Raw genomic sequence first — 18,846 nt, 5'->3', positions numbered from 1 at the left:
ACGCACCTTTCACCTTTTAATATCATTGTTTGTGAAAATGCTGGGAAATATGCGAAGGCGATAACAAATCAGCAAATAGCTCTAAGGGAACAAAGATATATAAAAAAAGAGGCCTATCGTAGGCCTCTCCTGCTCATGAAATAAGTTTCTAAAATTTATTCGCGACATCCTGCACGATCTGCTCCAATGTAATATGGGATAGCTTATTTTCCATCGCCTTCTGCGCTTCGTCAAATGCCGTTTCAAGTGAGGATTGAATATTACGGCCAACAGGGCATGCCGGATTTGGCTTCTCATGTATGGCAAATAGCTCATCCTGCCCATTATTATGAACCGCATTGTAAATATCATAAAGTGTAATATCGCTTGCTTGTCTTGTCATAACAGCACCAGCAACGCCTGCGCTAGAGGTGACAAGACCCGCTTTATTTAACAAACCAATAATTCGACGGATAACAACAGGGTTTGTATTTACGCTGCCAGCGATATAATCTGAGGTTAGTCGTGCTGTCTTATTCGTCTCTAATAACGTCATAATATGAACAGCAACCGCAAATCTATTGTTAGTCATCGTAATCACCGCCTGTCTGCTTGACTAGTTTTATGAGCAACATGATCATGTAAGCATTATAGTTACATGCCCATTGGATTGTCAATCATTCGTCACTGCGTGAGCCATAGGATCCGGGGCAAAAGTTACCTTGCCGCCTGCCAATGAAGCAACTCGCGCCAAAGAATGTACAAGATAACCGTGTCCGATCAATTTTTCTCGGCCTGGTTGGAACGCCTTCTCAATCACAATGCCAATACCTGCAACCGAAGCTCCTGCTTGCTCAACGATACGCGCCAAACCAATTGCTGCATCCCCGTTTGCAAGAAAATCATCAATAATTAGAACACGATCTTCCGATTTCAAGAACTTACGCGAAACGGCAACTTCACTTTCCTCCTGCTTCGTGAAGGAGAATATTTTCTCCGTATACAGGTCGTCCTTGAGTGTCAGCGATTTCCGCTTGCGCGCAAAGATTAACGGAACGTTCATTTGCAGCGCAGCCATAACAGCTGGCGCAATGCCCGAGGACTCCAGCGTTAGTACCTTAGTGATCCGTTCCGCTTCAAATAAAGAAGCAAATGTCTGCCCTATTCCAAGCATAAGCTGCGGATCTACTTGATGATTAAGGAAGGAGTCTACCTTGAGTACATTTTCATCAAGAACGATCCCTTCCTCTAAAATTTTCTGCTCTAATTGTTCCACAGCATATTCCTCCATTTTTATAAAATATTGTTGACTGATCCAGCATTCTCATGATACGATAACTACTGTTAAAACAAGATTTGCGGTCGTGGCGGAATTGGCAGACGCGCTAGATTCAGGTTCTAGTGGTGTAACAGCCGTGGAGGTTCGAGTCCTCTCGACCGCATCCTTATTGAAGAAATTGGACTTATCCACAGGGTCAATGTTTTAGTGGTCACTCGGATAACCCAATACACATATAAAGCACACTAACTATTTGTTCTCAAAACAATAGGAGGTGTGTTTTTTCGTATGGTTATAAAATTTGCCATTAAAGATTTTATTGTTGATCGTCAGTATAAGAATCTTTCCAAAAACACAATTGAGTCGTATGAATTAATTCTATCCATGTTTCACGATTTTTGCGTTCATAATAATCTTGTCAATGCTGAGGACATTACCGCAAATACTGTTAAATCATTTCTTCTCTATCTTCAGAATGAAAAAGGAAACAATCCCACTTCACGCAATACAAAATTAAGGACGCTCAAAACCTTCTTTAACTACATGGAAGAAATTGAAGTCTACACTCTTAAATCTAATCCTACCAAAAAAATGACCTTCGCAAAAGAACAAATTGAAATCCAACCGTTTAATGATTATCACATTTCTCAAATGCTCAGTTATTTACGTCGATCCAAGCAAAAGGAACGTTCCATTTACGCTTATCGTGATTACATGATATGTGTATCGTTGCTCGGACTTGGTATCCGTTTAGGTGAAATGATAAATTTAAAATGGGCTGACATTGATTTCAAAAGTGGTACTTGCTTCATTCTTGGTAAAAAGCGTGAATTATCCTCTTTTCCTATTACTCGAGTTTCGGCTCATGGTGCTTTGATTGTATGCGATCAAACGTTCTTAATTTAAGTTGATTTATTTTGCAAAGCATTAAACAGAAAGAATTACAACAAACACCCACTATCGGAGTAATTCCGCTAGTAGGCGCTTATCTACATATTCTACAGTCTAAACCATTGTTTTACGTTCAGACCGCTTATCTCTTGCTTCTTTCGTTGTTCTGAAATCATATATATCACCGTTTTGCTTATGCTCCCACTGCGCATGATGGTCTAAACCATTGTTAATAATTGTATACAATTGATTATCATTTAAATCATTCTCATTTGAACATATAAATTCCTTCAAGAATCTATGTGTCGCCTGAATGCTATTAAAAATTCGAAAAAAATCCTTATTCTTTAAAACCACTACTTGTATCTCCAAAGCTAATCATCCCTTTCTCGAAAAAATGTAAATTTAATAAAATTACATTCATAATGAGACTCATTTTTCTATCCAGCAAATATCTCTATTATTCCTGCACCATACTTCTCAACCTTTACCTTCCCAAAACCCTTGACCTCTAACAGTTCTTCATCTGACAATGGATATTTAGCTATAATTTCGTCCATCTCATTGTTGTTAAAAATGAAATATGCCTTTACATTCTCTTCTCTAGACGTTTTTAATCTAAATGCTATTAGTTCTTCACGAAGTTGTGTTTTATCTTTTCTTCCAGTATTCTCATTCGCAAGTTGATACTTACCGACAAAATCCATCTCAATAGGGGTATTCAGCTTTACCAGTAAGCTAGCAATTTCATACATGTCCTTCTCTGCTAGATCGTACTGATTGGTTTTATCATTTTGATACTTCTCTAATGTAGTCTTAATCTGATCGTATTTAATTAGAGTCCTTTCAATTTCTGCTGGACATTTGTATTTTTTAATTATTGTTTTTGGATTCGCCATTACAACAAGTGATATAATTGGCATATTATTGATTTTCAATTCTTTAGAAAGCACATGTTTTAAAATATCTACATGCCTTGTATTTTGAGTAACTGGACTGTAAATGCCTTCTTTGTAATCTTTCCCATACTTATTCTTCATGGTTCTTACAAAGTTACCATCAGAATCAATAGAGATATTACCACTTAATTTCTTTGTTTCTAAAATACATGTAAACTTATTTGAAATGACAACGAAATCAAGCTGAGCTACATAATCACCATATTCTAATCTAACATCATGAAGGCAAAGTATAGGCAAGAACGAATTTTTTAATTCAAAGTAAACATTGTTCTCACCATCTAGTCCATACTTAAGAAACTTAATGTCTCTCTCTATGTTGTCTTTCTTCTCTCCATCCTCTAGCTCATTAAAGAGATCGTTTAGGGCAATGAGTTGTTGATTATCTTTAGAAAAATCCTTAACGAATGTCGGACTTTGAACTGTCCGTTTTTGACCGAAAATTTTGTTGAATATAGACATGTACAATTCCCCTTAGAGATTTATTTAGATTTATAGTTCGTTAGTAGGTGTAATTACTCTACTGGATAGTAAAATTATACCATAAGGACTCTTAATATTGGTTAGTAAATTCTATATTACACAACCTTACCTTTTCTATAGCTAATACTGCTATTCAGTATCAATCCATATCGCTTCTGTTTCAATGCCTGTTTGCTGGCTGTATCTGTACTACCTCTTTTTTTTAACAACATTTGATTTACCTCTGTAAACCATCCCACCACGATATAACAAAAAAAACACTCCTTAGATGAAGTGCACCCCTTAGAATAGACATTGGAAAACCCCCTTGGTTAATCCGATGAATTCTACGGGTTGTATTTTTGTGGCAATAAAGGGACAAAAGTTCAAAACGTATTCAGATGAAACAAAGCGTGAGGCAATTCGTTTGAATGTAGAAGTGAAGTGGAGCTATCGGAAGATCAACGAACATTTTGGTATACAGGATAAAGATCTGATGAAGGTGTGGATGAGGAAATATCGTCAACAAGGGGAATATGGCTTGCTGGACCAGCGCGGTCGAAGAACGGAGTACATATACAAAGATCGGGCGTATCAGCAACTCAAAAGAGAGAATTCCATTCTAAAAAAAGTGCTTGGAAATCTGGAAACAGGAGGTGTGAAAGGGAAATATGCCATCATTGAAGATGGAGATATCCGTTCAATTGAAGAAGCTCAACAACGAAGTGAAGCTTTTATCCAGTTTTATAACGAAGAAAATATCCAATTAAAGCTAAACAAGCTGGCGCCGATACTCTATCGGTGTCAGCTTGTTTCATAGGGCTTTTTTCATTGACTACAAAATGGGGTCTTGACCATAATGAGAAGGCTTTTATTATTACCCTTGAATTCAACAATTTATCAATTTATTAAAAACATAAATTTCACCGAAAAGTACTCAATTGTCCGTTTCATTTTCAATGAACTATTCGTATATTACTAGTGATGAGATGAAAGGAGCGAGATTGTGATAATGGCGAAATATAAATTTGGTAAATTAAGAAAATATGACTTCATGAAGGGATATAACCGCATATCGGCAACTTTACCTGATACGCGTGCAGCAACTAATTCTAATATAAACACCATGTTAAGATTATATAATTCAGTATATTTAAAGCCTGACACGGGTACTGGAGGTCATGGAATATATAAGGTAACAAAAAACGAAACAAGATATACTTTGATGAGAGGGACAACATCAAAACAGTTTGATTCATTAAACACCTTATTGGGGTCTCTTCACAAACAACAACTTAGAAGCAAGTATGTTGTTCAAAGAGGAATTGGCTTATTGAGGCATAGTAACCGACCATTTGACATCAGGGTTATGGTGCAAAAGAACAGAAGTAATCAACTTGAGGTAACAGGTATTATTGGAAGAATGGCTAAACCTAAAAATATCGTAACTAATTACCACAGTGGAGGTACACCGTTACCAATTGAGATTTTGCTCAAGTCACATCTAAATGGAATAGAAAGATTGAAATATATTAAAAAAATTGAACATTTAGGAAAAGACGCAAGTGTAGTACTCGCAAAAAGTTATCGGAAAAATAGAGCTTTCGGCGTTGATATTGCAATTGACTCTGAACTGAAACTATGGGTTTTGGAAGTTAATACTAGACCAGATATGAGCATTTTTAATACCTTGAGTAACAAAACGATGTATAGGAAAATTGTAAAGTTTTCAAAATTAAATGGATGAGCTTTTAGCTTATTCATTACATAAGGATATAGAAAAGACACCCCATGAACCAATCATTTGTCGTTCTTAATACCATTACATCTCATAACCATCTCAAGCTCACTTATTATATGAGAATAATAATAGCTCAAATTTTCATCAGTAATATTTTCACTAACTTTACTTAAGACGATTTGAAGCCTATCCATTATACTTTCATTACCTTTGATGAACTCTAAAGCTTTTATATAAATCTCAATCTTATTCCTGTTTGTACGATCAGTTAAATCGTCCAAAATTGCTTTTTCTAATCTTGATGTACACTCGGCAGCTAATTCCCCACCTAAATGTTTTAAGCTATCAAATGCTTGATATTCCATTTTGATATAGTTGTATGGAGATCCATCTTCGAATTCTTTCAAAGCGGCGAGATAAAATCCACCATTAAAAATTTTTCGCTCATATGCAATATTTGCTTTATCGTTGTCAGAGATGTATTCAATTTCATCTTCGTACTGAATACTATTAGCAATACTTTCGCAACCCTCTATTATGTCACCGCTATCTCCCATATCATCAGGATAAAACTGAAATGTAAAATCACCTTGGCTAAAGGGGCAATCCCGGATTGAACCATTCGATTATCTTCTGTTTTCACATAAAATCCTGAATCCTCTAGTATTTTATCCCCGTTTAATATTTGACAAAGTCCTGTATAGTATAAGTTCATCATTTAAACCTCGCCCTGTATAATACATGTCTTTGAACTTTTCCATTTATAAGTCTTCTTCTTTTCAAACGAAAACCCGCCAGCAATGAAATGCAGGCGGTTTTTGGCATTGTTCCTATTATCCAATTACATTAAGCATGTTCAGCATCACTTGCACTGCTTCAGCTCTTGTGCTAGGCAGGCTCGGTGCAAATTTGTTGTTTGCTTGTCCATTCACAATTCCTTGCTCTACCGCTGTCGAGATAGCTTCTTTTGCCCATTCTGGAATTTGCTTGTCATCTTCAAAGGAAGTTATACCTTTGCCTTCGGTATCAAGTCCCAAAGCGCGAACAATCATAATTACCATTTCAGTACGGCTGATTGGTTGATCCGCACGGAATGTATTGTCCTCGTATCCGCTAATGATTCCTTTATGGAGAAGAACTGCAATGTTGACTTTAGCCCATCCAGGAATTTTGTCAGCATCCTTGAAATTCAAGTCTGTATTATTGTTCACGGCTAATCCAAGTGCTTTCGCCAGCATTGTAGTAAATTCAGCTCGAGTTACATTCCCTTGCGGACGGAATGTTCCATCTTCATATCCACTCACAAATCCAAGCTGCTGAGCTTTACGAATCGACTCGCTCGCCCAATGTGCTGTGACATCGTTAAACTCAACAATAGGTTTTGGATCAGGCTTAACTTCCGGTTTAGGTGATGTTGAAGGCGAACCCGTTTCCGGTGTTGGCGTTGGCGTTGGTGTTGTTGTAGGAGTTGAATCCACAACATGAATAACAAACAATTGGACTTGATCTTCACTAAAGTCAAACGATAACTCATGCTGTCCTAGAGCTAGCCTGGACAGATAATCTTTCGTTATCTTTACCTGTGAACCATCGAGCATGTAGTCTAAATTCTGATCTAGTACTCCCTTCTGATCTTGAATTCCTTCCAGCATGTGACCATTCAGTGTCATGGTTACGTCCAAGTCTTTGGACTTATAACGATCATAATTACCGTTAATCGGATCGATCGCTGGCACCTTCACTGAATCATCTACAATCGTAATTTTTAATTCTTGCGGCCAACCTCCGCTAAATGTAAGACTCAGAGTCAGGTTGCCCACGGATTGTTTTTGCAAATATTGCTTCGAAATTGTCACTGTATCTGGTGCAGTCAAGACATAATCTTCATTTACGACCAATGGATGAATTCCATTGCGAATATCAATAAACTTGTTGTTGTTTAACTTCATAGCAACTTCAACATCTTGAATGTTGTTTTTATTTAATACTACTTCGTTTGGTGTAATGACAGCGTCCTGAGTATCTTTCTGAATTTGGATCGATTTCATCGCAACTACTTTACCGAAGACATCGACTTCTACCATATTGATATACTGTCCGTCTGTTCGTTCGATCTCCGTAACGCCGCTAATAAGCACCTGATTGTATTGCTCTGGCTTCAAGATACCGATGTCTAATTCCACAGCTTTTGAAGTATCATTAGACACATAGTATTGATGCCCTCCACCGATATAAACGCCTTCAGCTGTCACTTCCAAATTATCTATGAGGAGGTCGCCACTTACACCTTGATTTTTCCACAATATAGCTTTTACATTATTAAATTCATCTGCATCTGGAATCGTCACGTCTGTAGTATATTGCTTATACTCAGTGTCCTTGACTTCAATGTCATGTTTAATATTGTCAATATAGATGGAGATCCATCCTAATTCACCCTGTTTCGTTACTTTGCTCCATCCTTTTAATGTATAGGTAATATTAGGGATGACAGTCAGCGTCTGCTCAGCTCCGCCTTCACCCGGTCCAATTTTTCCAGACCCTTTTCCTTCATAAACATTGCTGCTAACAGTATTAAAAGGTCCTTTTACAGCCCATGATTTGGTGCCGTCCTCAAAATCGCCATTCTTAATAATATTCCATTGGTCATTCGTTTCAAAATCCAAACTATATTTGCCTGTATCCGTCTGTTTAAGTTCAACCTCTTCGGTTAATGGAACCTCAGAAGCAGCCGGTCTCTTGGACTCAGAAATAATAATAGTGCTGTAAGAAACAACTTTATTGTTTTGATCCACTTCTACGATATTTACATAAGAACCGTTGTTACGATGTAAGATGACTCCCGAAGTAAGCTCAAGTCCGAAATGAACTGGTTTTTCTTGTCCAATCAATTTGTTATTAAGCTGCGGGTCAGCAACAGTAGCATTAGAATCGTAATAATAGCGATTGCCATTCGTTAAGTCATTGTACGTTAGTTGTACAGTGCCATTAACAGTACCCTTAATTTGATGGATAGGCTCAGAAAATGGCTTAACAGATGCTTCGCTTAACAATCGAACACGCTGTTCCATCATATAATTGATGTTTTTAGAATACGTTTGACCATCTGTTACAATGGTACCTGATATTTCTTTTGCTAATGCACGGTTGCGTTTCTCTAAAATCATGAACACTTCATAATCTTCCGCAGCATCACGGGCTGCTTCATAACGGATCGAACTTTTCACATCCGGTCTGCGTGGTACGGAGCTAAGTATTGTATTATCTTTGGCCAATTGAAGATCTACATCAGGATAAATGGTGAAATTGTCACCTTTAAATCGTTGTGCTTCCAAAGTATTGAATTGAGTTGTTCCATTTTTCATCCATTCATTCAGACCCCAATGCAAGTGTCCTGTAGCATCTCTCTTATAGGACAACCATCCGATCGTTCTCATTTGCCAAACCGGTTTGTCGACATAGCGGTTCAGCCATGCTCCTTGTGGGTTTAAGCAAGTGTACAAATACACTTCTTTCCCCTTTGCTTTTAACTCGTTATAAATATCCAATTGTTCTTCATGAACACTTAAGATCGGCACAAAAATATCTGCGTCATTTTTGATCATATGCGGCGTAATCGCACCGCTGTCATAAGCGTCGCCCTTCTTGATATTCGGAGCAAGGTTTGTTAACTTATCCGAAACCTCTTTCCACTTTTTCACCTGCATAGGGGTTAATGTTTCATCCATAATATGTTGAAACCATATTTTATCCCAGCCTTTTTCTTCTAAATGCTCTGTAAATGCCGGAAGCAACGCATCGATCCATTTGTCCCCTCGTGGATCCGTATAGGGAACGAATACTTTCTGCATTTTTCCAGTAACAGGGTCTTTATCAATAATACTCACTCTATACGTATCGGCATAAATTGTTGCTAACAAGGTCATTCCTTCAAATCTTTTAACTACACCGCGATCCAAGAAAAATTGTCCAAACTCATCGAATTTCGACCAGTCGAAATGGTAGTTCCCTTCATCGTCAATATAAGTACCACCATCCAGTAAAAGTGCTAGAACATTCATATATAAGTTATTCGAACGATTGTCTTTCATTAGACGAGCGATATTATCCATAAGCGCCCACCACTCATCAGAATACTTCTCATACCCATACATTTCGGAAATCCCATCGAACTCATCCGGGTTATCCCATGTCCAAGCTGTTTGCGACCAGAAAGACCAATCGAACTCTGCATCCTTCGCATCTGGAATTGTCACATCGTAAACTTGAACTTGCATCGGAACTTTTCGCTCCATTTTTTGACCGTTCATTTCAATATGAATCGATACATTACCCGTGTATAAGCCTGGTTGCAGTTCTTTCGGTACAGAGACTCTCACCCAAATCGGCTGCGCTTTATTCGCTTCCACTTTAAGGGATGTCTCATTAGATAAGGCATCCGGATAATTGCCTGCTCCCCAACGTACTGCTGTCGAAGGACTTTGCCCTTCTGAATTTCGATTCAAATAAACATATTCCACGTATTGAGCTTTTAAATTTGATTTCGAAAGTACATTTCCATCTGATATCAAATCGGAAAATTCAACTTTGGAAATCGTATAGTTCGAATCGTTCTTAAGAACAATTTGTGCTGCTTCCAATTCATTGCGAGTTACGGATAAATGAACTGCTTCGTTAGCCTGATCCGGTTTAACCGCATCCTGGAATACATTCTCGTATGAACTTGTCGTCCACAAATCAAGCGCTGAACCGTCAACCGTAAACGGATCAGCATCCATAGATTCGCCTGACTGGCTGCCACCATTGCTACCCCCTTCTTGCTGAATAACTTCCGTCAATTCTGGGCCAGAATACGCTGGCACAAGATTATCGGCTGGTTGAGCGAATATCGCTGCTGACGGAATTACCATCTGCAATAGCAATAACACTGACAGCGTAATGCTAATTCTCTTACTACGTTGATTGTGTTTCATACTTGCCATCCCTTCTGTTTATATTTATTTTTAAAAATACCTTCTCATCGTATTATGAGTACAACATTATTTAAATGGATTCAATTGACTTGTAACTAGACTATCTTTGCATTTCCCCCAATCTTTTCTAGATAAAATACTCATATAATCACGGCCCTCTATGATTATGGAATTAAACTGACATGAATGAAGCCATTTAGGGTAAACGTTGGCGGGTCGAGGTCTTCATCCGTACGGCCAAATGGTTAGCAGCTATTTCCACACTCGTTGTCAGGTTCGCATCAGAAATCACAAGGGATCCGAGCGAATCTACTAAGATTATTCCTATTCTAAATAAGAAGGGGTACAACATGCATATTAGAAAAGCGGTTATGAGCGATTCAGAAGCTATGTTCAAACTAATTGAAATGTATGCAATTCAAGGACAGCTATTGCACCGCACACGTCAATCTATTTACGAGCATTTACAATGTTTTTATGTCGCAATTAATAATAATGAAGTTGTTGGAGTAGTAAGTCTGCATATATTGGATTTTGATTTAGCTGAAATTAGGTCTTTGGTAGTAAGCTCTGATTTATCACTTAAAGGGATTGGGAAATCATTAGTTCATACAATTATTGAAGAACGCCAGATACAGGGTATTGCATCCACGCTTTAAATGCCGCTTATATCAAAAGTCTAGGAAAATGGGTGCGCTTTGATGCACGTGGAAACAAGGTTGGTATTCATGCGGAATTTTCTATAGTTGGAGAATCTTTGGCTTTTCCTGTGCGGCAAGAAATCGGTGAATTGGACTATTTAGAAATATATAAACAGCCTAACGCAAAAACGATGGATACACTTAATCAAAATGAAAATTGTGTACATATGTATCTAAATGGACTACCATCCAGCCTATAGATCTGGTTTAGATCTGAAATTCCTTCTTTGTACAGGTCGAATGATTCTGGAGAAGCGCCAGCGGTCGCCTTTGTTCGCGGATTCCTTCCTCGGCCATTTCATTCCAGAATCCGCGAACAACAGCGATCGGAAGAACATTCGACTGCGTAATGAATTTGGGAACCAAATTTGTGCTGAATAGAAAGGGGCTATCCCATCGTCATCTTTGATGACTTCTGGGACAGCCCCCGTTTTTCGAAACTCTGTATTCGATTTTGCTGAATTCTCGCTTCAAATAAGGGTTATTTTCAATCACTTCATCGTTCTTTGCGCCAAATGGGATAGAGGCACTATTCCGAATCCATCTACGCCTGAACGAATTTTATCATTGAGCTGCTTCACCCATTTTTCTGGCAGACTTCGCGCACCTTTATGCATGCCGATGATAGAACCTGCTGTAGCTGCATTACAGTCGGTATCAAATCCCGATACGATTGCGAGTCCTATCGTCTCTTCTAATTCACCTTCGCCATAAAGCAACGAAGCCGCCACAATCATCGCATTGGAAATGGTGTGGCACCAGTGATGTGAATTTCTCTCATCGTATTTATGATGGATTCGTTCTACAACGTTATCGAAAGAAACCTGTTCTTCGTACCATTTCAATACCAACTGAATATCGCCAGCAAGCCTGCAAAGTGCAGGAATTTGACTTAGCCCTGCTACGATGACTTCCTGTCTATTGTCAGATACAGCAGCCTTTGCTAACATTGCTGCAGTCCACATCACCCCGTAAATTCCATTTTTTACATGCGAGATTGATGCATCTCTCCAAGCCATTTCTGCTGCTTTCGCCGGATTTCCTGGATTAATATAGCCGTACAAGTTCAACTCGGATTTGTGCCCCTATCCATTCCCGATACGCATTGCGATAAGTGGCAGACAGCGTCGGGTCCAATCGGTTAACCAAATTTCGATAGGCAATGCGTTCGGCAGTGCAGGTGCGGAGCAGCGGCAATAGGTTGAGCCAAGACTCCGCCACATCATCTGGAGTAAACTCAAATCCATACTTTTCTACAACAGCTAGACCGATGATCGTATAGTTCATATCATCGTCTTCCATCATATGCTCTACATTATTAATCCAGCTCACGAAGCTGTTGCCATAGGATCCGCCTTCGTTGACGACGCCATACTTCTTCGCAATTTCCGAGTCTATGTCTGAAGAAATATAATGCTGGACGGGCAAATTCCCTGTATCCCGGAGCAACCCCGTAATCCGTTCCTTGGTCCAGCCCTCAATCGGCTGCCACAGCAAGCAGCCTGCGGAACGGCCAAGCCATGCGCCATAAACCTTATCCGCCAAATCGCCATATGGGATAGTTGTTCCTTCCGACAGTCCCTTGCCTGGCCGTGCTTCAAGGATACCCAGCAGATTCGAATGCTCAACGAACGGGTAGTCCGCTCTTAAAGTTAGACCTCCCATCTCATCTAAATATTTCGCGGCCATTTCTTCTCGCTGCGGATCATTCCTCAGGAAAATAAATGTTTTGTCCGTTTTAAACTTGATAATTCGCTGAACGATATATTTCCTCTGTCAATTGAATAACCTTGCTCGCATAATCCCCCGGCACCATCACTTCATGCTCACCTCTGATCGCGTCAATAAAGCTTTTATCCTGATTCGTTGTTTGACTTGGGAGCTGGACCGGAAGAGCACCATCCTTATATGTCGATATTTCAATCTTGCCATTCTCAAGATAGATCACACCTAAATCACCGCAGAAAGAATATAACTCTTTGAAGCCCGGTACATTACCAATAATATTCAGCGTGGCAATAGCACCCTCTTCAAAGCGAATGCTTGTAAAGGAATCGATCTCAACCGGTGCCCCATGCGTACTGAGGGTCGCTTTCACTTCAAGCGGCTTCAGCCCTGTCGTCCATAGCAGAACATCAATAATATGACTGCCTGAATCCATTAGCATACCGCCGCCGGAAAGTGCAGCATTATGTCTCCATGTGCCTGTCTGACTCCTCTTCCAATCCTGATACAGTGTCGCGTTAATCGAGGTTAGCTTGCCAATTACACCATCTGCAATGGCTTGACGAATATAAATAAACTCAGGTTGGAAATGTCTTTGATAGGAAACCTGCAGTAGCTTCGAGTTCGCCTTCGCAGCGGTTATTAGCAGTTTTGCTTCTTCGGTTGAGCAGGTCATTGGTTTTTCAATTAACACGTGGCAGCCGGCATTCAATACGTCACGCGCTTGGGCGAAATGAAGGGTATGAGGCGAGCATATAATGACAGCATCCAACCCGCCTTCTTCAAGCATTTCAATATGGCTCGAATACTGACGCGCATTCACCAAACCAAAGGTCTCTACAAACCTAGAAGCCGACTGTTCGTTCGGCTCTGCTACTGCCACGATATCCACACCTGCAAGCGCTTTCGTTTGGCTTGCATGAAGGTGCGCAATGCCACCCGTACCTATAAACCCAATTTGAATCGTTTCCATATAAACATTTTCACTCCCCATAAGTAATGATTGCGGCGTACCATGCCAAGCCCCTGTTGGTACAATAATGACTCTGTGTTGCCAGTGTGATATTCATAAGCCGTCCATGATGCATAACCTAGCTCAAATACTGTCTGACTGAATCGCTTCAGCCATTCTCTGCCTTTAACCATTTGCTCAGCCGAACCGATATCGGCTTGAACCACTAATGGCAGATCGGGAAACCTCTCCCTAATCTGGCCGACAAATCATTTCATTCGTAAACCCCTCTTTCAACCCCGCCCCATTCGGGAAAATATGGCTCAGCTATCTCTATCCCATCAAAGGGATACTCCGTCACCAACTTAGCAATCGCTGATTTCTTCCATTGCACATAACCTTCGCTAAATGGCGTGAGCCGCCAAAAGCCGTCATTCGGTTCCTTAAGCAGCTTCATCTGCCAAGAGGGCCATTCCACAGTAAAGAATTATCCTGTATACTATTTTTTGAATAACCAGTGTTATTTGAAGTTATTCTAAAATATAATCCGGATAGTCGGTAATAATGCCATCAACACCGGCATCGAGTAATGGTTCCACTTCCTCAATCGAGCGAACCGTCCACGGTGCGATCTTTCTACCAAGTGCATGAATTGTAGCAACCAGTTGTTTGGTAACTAGATTCAAGCTCGGGTTCACATAGTCCGCGTACTCGGCAGTTTCATGAAGCTTCTCCACCGTTAAATCCTCAGCCTGATAGACAAGCAGTCCCACAGGGACTTGCGGCAGCATCGTCCGAAATCGTTTCACACAGCTCTGATCGAAGGATTGTACAATGATCATATGAGAATTCTCTTCCAGCATCCGATGAGCAAGCAGCTCATCCGCCAATTTCCTCTAAATCCCCGGATACAACCAAGGCGCTTTAATCTCGATCAATAAACCAATTTTCCCTTTGCACAAGGTTAACACCTCGGATAACGAAGGGATACGTTCCTCTGCAAAGCTATTTCCAAACCAACTTCCAGCGTCCAGCTGTTTCAGCTCATTCATTGTAAGCTCCAACACTTTGCCTTTACCATTGCTCGTGCGATCCACTTCAGTATCATGAATAACGACAATCTGACCATCACTTGTGAGCTGAATATCAATCTCTAAGAAATCTGCTTGCATCTCGATAGCAAGCTTAAAGGAAGACATCGTATTTTCAGGTGCGTACCCTGCTGCTCCCCGATGTGCGATAGTCAAAACTGTTTTCTTTGCTGCTGGTATCATTATTATTTCCTCTCCTCTATCCATTTCATCCAAACCACAATATTAGCGACTTCTTGGTTAATAAGACAGGGATACCCACATTTGCTGCAGCTACTGCAATGCGTTCCGACAGCATATAACTGGCTAAAACACCTGCTCTGGACATCATTTTGTAAAAAAATATTTTCTCTAATAATATCATGATAAGTGGATATAATCTCTTTTTCATTTTAAAATGCAGAAAATTTTCAATTCATTAAAGAAGGTTGCTATGCTGATTCCTTTTGCAAGCAGTGGGCGATTGAACGTTGCTCCAAACAGAGTTTTTTGACAGATGCGATGTTGTAAACAAAATCCGTTAAAAAAAGAAATGGCAGTCCAGCGCCTATGTTCAGGCTTTGGACTGCCATTTCTGTTATATCGAGTACTTTAATCAGCAAAAGGATTTTGTCGTTCTTCCGATGCCGGCGTGAAGCTATGCATACGGCTCAACTTCACGACCCGGCGATTAGGGCGACGAATGACAACCGTAGTCTCGTCCCATGCAACGACAATACCTTTCACATCATTAGCTTCTATCGCATCTCTAACAACTCTTATCGTTTCTCCACTGACGCGAAAATCATCCAACTGTTCCTCACTTATCATAAAATATCCTCCTGCTTTATTGTTTATCTATTTTCTATTGAAAAACCTCAATGGATGCATACGCATCACATTGAGGTTTACATCAAAATATTATTATTAGCTTAAACTATCATTCTCTTTAACCAGCATGCTCTTTCGCATCATTGGTTTCATACCATTCGTCAAGCACGCGTGAAGACATCACTCGTTTGCCGATATATTCACCCTGACGGTCTGTGAACTGCTCCCGCCATTCAATGGACAATTCGTCACACAGCTTCACGATCGTCAAGAGCTCCGACCACGCGACATAACGTTTATACCAAAAAAACTGTGGATGCTCAATCATATAAGGATACAAATCATCAAATTCCGTATGTTTACAATCCAGTGCACGCTCAAAGTGAACTTTAGCAGCACTCAGCTTTGTATACATAAATTCTGCAGACATTTCCCCCATAACATGTGCCTCCCCTCGATCACTTCTGTTTCATTATAATCGATAATTACGGATGCGAAAACAATATTTGTACTGGAACATCTTACTCAAATTTAATTTCACCATTATCAAGCGATGAAATTCGAACGAGCGGTTCCACACGAATACCTTGTTCACGCAAATTTCTTCCTCCAGCTTGGAACGACTTCTCAACGACGACACCAAGTCCAACTAAAGCAGCGCCCGAACGCTGAATAATTTTGATAAGTCCGCGAGCAGCATCACCATTCGCAATAATATCGTCTATAAAGAGTACCCGATCCTCAGCAGTTAGAAACTCTTTGGACACCATAATGTCGGTCACGATTCCCTTTGTAAAAGAAGGGACACGCTCCACATACACATCTTGATCAACAATTAACGTCTTCTTGCGACGAGCGAATACAAGCGGCACGCCAAGCGTATATGCAGTTGCAAAGGCTGCGGGTATACCCGAAGACTCCACTGTTATCACTTTCGTTATTTGCTCCTCTGCGAAGCGCCTTGCAAATTCTTGTCCCATTTCCATTGTCAATGCTGGGTCGACCTGGTGGTTGATCAAAGCATCCATCCGCAATACGTTGCTAGACAATACGGATGATTCTGCTAAAATTCGTTGTTTTAAACTTTCCATCTTTCATTACCTCCACCAAAATCCTTTTTGATAACGTACCATATGTCAGGCAAAAAGTGCAACCCTATGGAAGAGATCTTTTTTAACCAAAATAAATCAGACGATTTCGAGCTTGTTTTTTTCTAATCGACAGTAAAAAGTGAAACTTTTTCCAATTTTCACTCGTCTTATATATGAGTAAAGCTCGTCCAAGAAACAAGCTAATATGTCCGTTCATTTATAAATACAAGTGATCATACCGATTATACTTTTAATAAAGAAAGGAGTGCAGCACATGACCGCTAATCGCAAAAACAACAAAAGAGCCGCTATTCTCGCAGCTGCATATGCGCTTGCCATCTTGCTCGCAAGCTGTCAAAGCCCAGCCCCAGCGGCACCTCATTCTAACGAAGACAACATAACACCTATTTATACCAATAAGTTAGATAAACCGGGCAGTCCACAAACATCTTATTCAGAGCAAGCTGAGATTGATATACAAACGGATGAGCCGCATTTGAATAAAGTCGATACAAGCAGCGACACAAGCGCCAAAACATCAACGATCCGCAAGACAGACCCTTCAAAAGGAACGGTAAAAACAGAAAGCGAAGATGCGGAATGGAAAGCAGACACGCCTTTGCTTCATGGTATTGCCATTGGAGATAGTCACGCTTCGGTTATTAAGCTGTATGGCAAGCCGCAAGATAGCTACAAGCTTGAGGAGGAAACCGCGCCGGTTACCGTGCTAGAGTATGACGGTTTTGCTGTTGGTATTAATGCGAAGAAAAAGACGCAATTTATTGAGGTATTTGGAGATAACATCTCAGCCGGTTTAAGCGGCCTGCAAATTGGCGATAGTCCTGAATCTGCGCTGCTCGCTCTCGGCAAGCCTGAGAAGCAAACCACCTATTTACTTTCATACAAAGCGACTAAATCATTGCTTAAACTTGATATAGACCCTGTACTTAATGAAATCATATCCATTAAGCTGCTTGCTAACAGCTGATAAATTTCCAATCGCTATCATTACACAGTTATCCTTATTCTTGATGATCTTCCTTAGAAAAACGTAATCTTTTGAAAAAAGTCATGCCTGTCCCCGTTCGGACATACCTTCTTATTATAGAGGGTTATCGAACGGAGGACGGTAGACGATGTGGAAACGTACTGGAAAAGTACTGCAAATCGCTTCAACTTACATGGGTACAATCGTGGGGGCAGGTTTTGCCACCGGCCAAGAGATATTACAGTTTTTTACCCGCTTCGGCTATTGGGGTACAATCACGATTGTAATTTCTACTGTTTTGTTCATTTGGCTAGGCACTAAGATGATGCTCATCTCAAGTGAGATTAAGGCGAAATCATATGAAGACTTAAACAAGGCCTTATTCGGCGACAAATATGGACGACTTATTAGCCATTTCATGCTCGTCGTGCTCCTAGGCGTAACTGCTGTTATGCTCGCTGGAGCTGGCACAATCTTCTATGAACATTGGAACATTTCGTATCAATCAGGTCTGCTTATTACGATGGCTGCATGTTTTTTTTTACTGCGCAAAGGGATGAACGCAATCCTGACGGTGAATGCCATCGTCGTCCCTGTTATGCTGTTGTTCACTGTGCTTATTATGATCGATACATTTCAAACACCAGGCGCTGACAAGTTCATTACTTTATCGAGCGATCATTCCATTTGGGCCGCTTGGGCTGCGCCGTTCCTTTATACTGCTTTTAATCTGTCCATGTCACAGGCTGTGCTAGTTCCGCTGGGTTCCGAAATTCAAGACCGCAAGACTATCATTGCCGGCTCTTGGGTCGGCGGGATTGGGATTGGCTTCATGCTGCTAGCCGGGCATATCGCACTTTCCGTTCATATGCCAGGCATTCAACAATTTGCGATACCAATGGGCGGCATAGCAAGGCAGCTCGGTCCGAGTGTACAGCTCATTTATGTTTTTATTATTTTCGCAGAAATCTTTACGACGCTTATTGCCGACGTTTATGGACTTACCCTTCAGCTCCATGAGCGATTGAAATGGGCTCGCAGCTTAATTGTCCTGATCATTCTCGCGATTTGTTATGTAGCCAGCCAAATTGGATTTGGACCGTTGCTTTCCACCCTTTATCCGTTATTCGGATTAGTCAGCCTTGGCTGGCTCATCTTAATTATTCGCAAGCGTGTTATACATCAATGATCGCGACGAGTTAGC

General features: G+C 40.4%; 19 protein-coding genes, 1 tRNA gene and 2 pseudogenes. 7 read left to right on the top strand and 15 right to left on the bottom strand.

Translation table 11 applies throughout. The annotated features are described in order from the left end of the window. Window positions 1–148: 148 nt before the first annotated feature. Together AC0YN6_RS28025 and AC0YN6_RS28020 are read right to left on the bottom strand one after the other, a co-directional pair. A complete protein-coding gene (locus tag AC0YN6_RS28025; RefSeq protein WP_475751212.1) occupies window positions 149–571 on the bottom strand; it encodes an Rrf2 family transcriptional regulator in 423 nt (140 codons plus the stop codon). 81 nt (window positions 572–652) lie between these two features. Continuing rightward, window positions 653–1,255: a xanthine phosphoribosyltransferase gene (locus AC0YN6_RS28020; RefSeq protein WP_475751211.1), complete on the bottom strand. Its 603-nt coding sequence runs from the start codon at window positions 1,253–1,255 to the stop codon at window positions 653–655. Between the two features lie 82 nt (window positions 1,256–1,337). Between AC0YN6_RS28020 and AC0YN6_RS28015 the strand changes: the two genes are divergently transcribed. Next, a tRNA-Leu gene (locus tag AC0YN6_RS28015) sits at window positions 1,338–1,421 on the top strand. A gap of 125 nt (window positions 1,422–1,546) precedes the next feature. Beyond that, window positions 1,547–2,164, top strand: coding sequence for a tyrosine-type recombinase/integrase (locus AC0YN6_RS28010; RefSeq protein WP_475751209.1), 618 nt, complete (start codon window positions 1,547–1,549; stop codon window positions 2,162–2,164). A gap of 99 nt (window positions 2,165–2,263) precedes the next feature. Here AC0YN6_RS28010 and AC0YN6_RS28005 read toward each other — a convergent pair whose 3' ends face one another. Further along, entirely contained in the window at window positions 2,264–2,521 is a 258-nt protein-coding gene (locus AC0YN6_RS28005; RefSeq protein ID WP_475751208.1) for a hypothetical protein, read from the bottom strand. A gap of 68 nt (window positions 2,522–2,589) precedes the next feature. Next, the gene (locus tag AC0YN6_RS28000) at window positions 2,590–3,570 is read right to left on the bottom strand and encodes an NERD domain-containing protein (RefSeq protein WP_475751206.1); all 981 of its coding nucleotides are present in this window, start codon (window positions 3,568–3,570) and stop codon (window positions 2,590–2,592) included. A 364-nt stretch (window positions 3,571–3,934) separates the two neighbouring features. Between AC0YN6_RS28000 and AC0YN6_RS27995 the strand changes: the two genes are divergently transcribed. Next, the gene (locus AC0YN6_RS27995; protein ID WP_475751204.1) at window positions 3,935–4,390 is read left to right on the top strand and encodes a transposase; all 456 of its coding nucleotides are present in this window, start codon (window positions 3,935–3,937) and stop codon (window positions 4,388–4,390) included. Window positions 4,391–4,582: 192 nt separating this feature from the next. Continuing rightward, window positions 4,583–5,317, top strand: a complete 735-nt coding sequence (locus AC0YN6_RS27990) for a YheC/YheD family protein (RefSeq protein ID WP_475751203.1) — start codon at window positions 4,583–4,585, stop codon at window positions 5,315–5,317. A gap of 53 nt (window positions 5,318–5,370) precedes the next feature. On the opposite strand, the gene AC0YN6_RS27985 is transcribed toward AC0YN6_RS27990, so the two are convergent. Beyond that, the gene (locus tag AC0YN6_RS27985; RefSeq protein WP_475751201.1) at window positions 5,371–5,868 is read right to left on the bottom strand and encodes a hypothetical protein; all 498 of its coding nucleotides are present in this window, start codon (window positions 5,866–5,868) and stop codon (window positions 5,371–5,373) included. Window positions 5,869–6,144: 276 nt separating this feature from the next. Beyond that, a complete protein-coding gene (locus tag AC0YN6_RS27980) occupies window positions 6,145–10,284 on the bottom strand; it encodes a glycoside hydrolase domain-containing protein (RefSeq protein WP_475751199.1) in 4,140 nt (1,379 codons plus the stop codon). A gap of 350 nt (window positions 10,285–10,634) precedes the next feature. On the opposite strand from AC0YN6_RS27980, the gene AC0YN6_RS27975 reads away from it, so the two are divergent. After that, window positions 10,635–10,943: a GNAT family N-acetyltransferase gene (locus tag AC0YN6_RS27975; protein ID WP_475751197.1), complete on the top strand. Its 309-nt coding sequence runs from the start codon at window positions 10,635–10,637 to the stop codon at window positions 10,941–10,943. 533 nt (window positions 10,944–11,476) lie between these two features. Here AC0YN6_RS27975 and AC0YN6_RS27970 read toward each other — a convergent pair. The 9 genes and pseudogenes from AC0YN6_RS27970 to AC0YN6_RS27930 all read right to left on the bottom strand — a co-directional run bounded on the left by AC0YN6_RS27970 (window position 11,477) and on the right by AC0YN6_RS27930 (window position 16,654). After that, window positions 11,477–12,055 (bottom strand): ADP-ribosylglycohydrolase family protein, encoded by a 579-nt coding sequence (locus AC0YN6_RS27970; protein WP_475751195.1) that lies wholly within the window; start codon window positions 12,053–12,055, stop codon window positions 11,477–11,479. Next, a complete protein-coding gene (locus AC0YN6_RS27965; RefSeq protein ID WP_475751193.1) occupies window positions 12,033–12,674 on the bottom strand; it encodes an ADP-ribosylglycohydrolase family protein in 642 nt (213 codons plus the stop codon). The genes AC0YN6_RS27970 and AC0YN6_RS27965 overlap by 23 nt, the downstream gene beginning before the upstream one ends. Window positions 12,675–12,723: 49 nt before the next feature. Beyond that, a complete protein-coding gene (locus AC0YN6_RS27960; RefSeq protein ID WP_475751191.1) occupies window positions 12,724–13,683 on the bottom strand; it encodes a Gfo/Idh/MocA family protein in 960 nt (319 codons plus the stop codon). Continuing rightward, a complete protein-coding gene (locus AC0YN6_RS27955) occupies window positions 13,656–13,889 on the bottom strand; it encodes a hypothetical protein (protein WP_475751190.1) in 234 nt (77 codons plus the stop codon). Before AC0YN6_RS27955 ends, AC0YN6_RS27960 begins: the two co-directional genes overlap by 28 nt. Before the next feature lie 53 nt (window positions 13,890–13,942). Then, window positions 13,943–14,137, bottom strand: a pseudogene (locus AC0YN6_RS27950) (N-acyl-D-glucosamine 2-epimerase); the annotation flags it as partial. 55 nt (window positions 14,138–14,192) lie between these two features. Next, window positions 14,193–14,936, bottom strand: a pseudogene (locus AC0YN6_RS27945) (glycerophosphodiester phosphodiesterase). A 408-nt stretch (window positions 14,937–15,344) separates the two neighbouring features. Then, the gene (locus tag AC0YN6_RS27940; protein WP_475751188.1) at window positions 15,345–15,563 is read right to left on the bottom strand and encodes a hypothetical protein; all 219 of its coding nucleotides are present in this window, start codon (window positions 15,561–15,563) and stop codon (window positions 15,345–15,347) included. A 118-nt stretch (window positions 15,564–15,681) separates the two neighbouring features. Further along, window positions 15,682–16,002: a hypothetical protein gene (locus tag AC0YN6_RS27935; protein ID WP_475751186.1), complete on the bottom strand. Its 321-nt coding sequence runs from the start codon at window positions 16,000–16,002 to the stop codon at window positions 15,682–15,684. An 82-nt stretch (window positions 16,003–16,084) separates the two neighbouring features. Further along, complete coding sequence (locus tag AC0YN6_RS27930) at window positions 16,085–16,654, bottom strand: xanthine phosphoribosyltransferase (protein WP_475751184.1); 570 nt, start codon at window positions 16,652–16,654, stop codon at window positions 16,085–16,087. A 274-nt stretch (window positions 16,655–16,928) separates the two neighbouring features. Between AC0YN6_RS27930 and AC0YN6_RS27925 the strand changes: the two genes are divergently transcribed. Both AC0YN6_RS27925 and AC0YN6_RS27920 read left to right on the top strand, forming a co-directional pair. Then, entirely contained in the window at window positions 16,929–17,642 is a 714-nt protein-coding gene (locus tag AC0YN6_RS27925) for a hypothetical protein (protein ID WP_475751183.1), read from the top strand. Window positions 17,643–17,790: 148 nt separating this feature from the next. Next, entirely contained in the window at window positions 17,791–18,831 is a 1,041-nt protein-coding gene (locus AC0YN6_RS27920; RefSeq protein ID WP_475751181.1) for a YkvI family membrane protein, read from the top strand. Window positions 18,832–18,846 lie beyond the last annotated feature (15 nt).

The sequence above is a fragment of the Paenibacillus sp. J22P15 genome (assembly GCF_056269345.1).
The sequence above is the reverse complement of the archived record's forward strand: the minus strand, read 5'-3'. Positions and strand labels throughout refer to the sequence as shown.

Excerpts from the sequence above, each read along its gene's own strand:
- AC0YN6_RS28025 (WP_475751212.1), bottom strand. The coding sequence starts at position 571 with ATGACTAACAATAGATTTGCGGTTGCTGTTCATATTATGACGTTATTA.
- AC0YN6_RS28010 (WP_475751209.1), top strand. The coding sequence starts at position 1,547 with ATGGTTATAAAATTTGCCATTAAAGATTTTATTGTTGATCGTCAGTAT.
- AC0YN6_RS28000 (WP_475751206.1), bottom strand. The coding sequence starts at position 3,570 with ATGTCTATATTCAACAAAATTTTCGGTCAAAAACGGACAGTTCAAAGT.
- AC0YN6_RS27990 (WP_475751203.1), top strand. The coding sequence starts at position 4,583 with ATGGCGAAATATAAATTTGGTAAATTAAGAAAATATGACTTCATGAAG.
- AC0YN6_RS27985 (WP_475751201.1), bottom strand. The coding sequence starts at position 5,868 with ATGGGAGATAGCGGTGACATAATAGAGGGTTGCGAAAGTATTGCTAAT.
- AC0YN6_RS27980 (WP_475751199.1), bottom strand. The coding sequence starts at position 10,284 with ATGAAACACAATCAACGTAGTAAGAGAATTAGCATTACGCTGTCAGTG.
- AC0YN6_RS27975 (WP_475751197.1), top strand. The coding sequence starts at position 10,635 with ATGCATATTAGAAAAGCGGTTATGAGCGATTCAGAAGCTATGTTCAAA.
- AC0YN6_RS27965 (WP_475751193.1), bottom strand. The coding sequence starts at position 12,674 with ATGGCCGCGAAATATTTAGATGAGATGGGAGGTCTAACTTTAAGAGCG.
- AC0YN6_RS27960 (WP_475751191.1), bottom strand. The coding sequence starts at position 13,683 with ATGGAAACGATTCAAATTGGGTTTATAGGTACGGGTGGCATTGCGCAC.
- AC0YN6_RS27940 (WP_475751188.1), bottom strand. The coding sequence starts at position 15,563 with ATGATAAGTGAGGAACAGTTGGATGATTTTCGCGTCAGTGGAGAAACG.
- AC0YN6_RS27935 (WP_475751186.1), bottom strand. The coding sequence starts at position 16,002 with ATGGGGGAAATGTCTGCAGAATTTATGTATACAAAGCTGAGTGCTGCT.
- AC0YN6_RS27930 (WP_475751184.1), bottom strand. The coding sequence starts at position 16,654 with ATGGAAAGTTTAAAACAACGAATTTTAGCAGAATCATCCGTATTGTCT.
- AC0YN6_RS27925 (WP_475751183.1), top strand. The coding sequence starts at position 16,929 with ATGACCGCTAATCGCAAAAACAACAAAAGAGCCGCTATTCTCGCAGCT.
- AC0YN6_RS27920 (WP_475751181.1), top strand. The coding sequence starts at position 17,791 with ATGTGGAAACGTACTGGAAAAGTACTGCAAATCGCTTCAACTTACATG.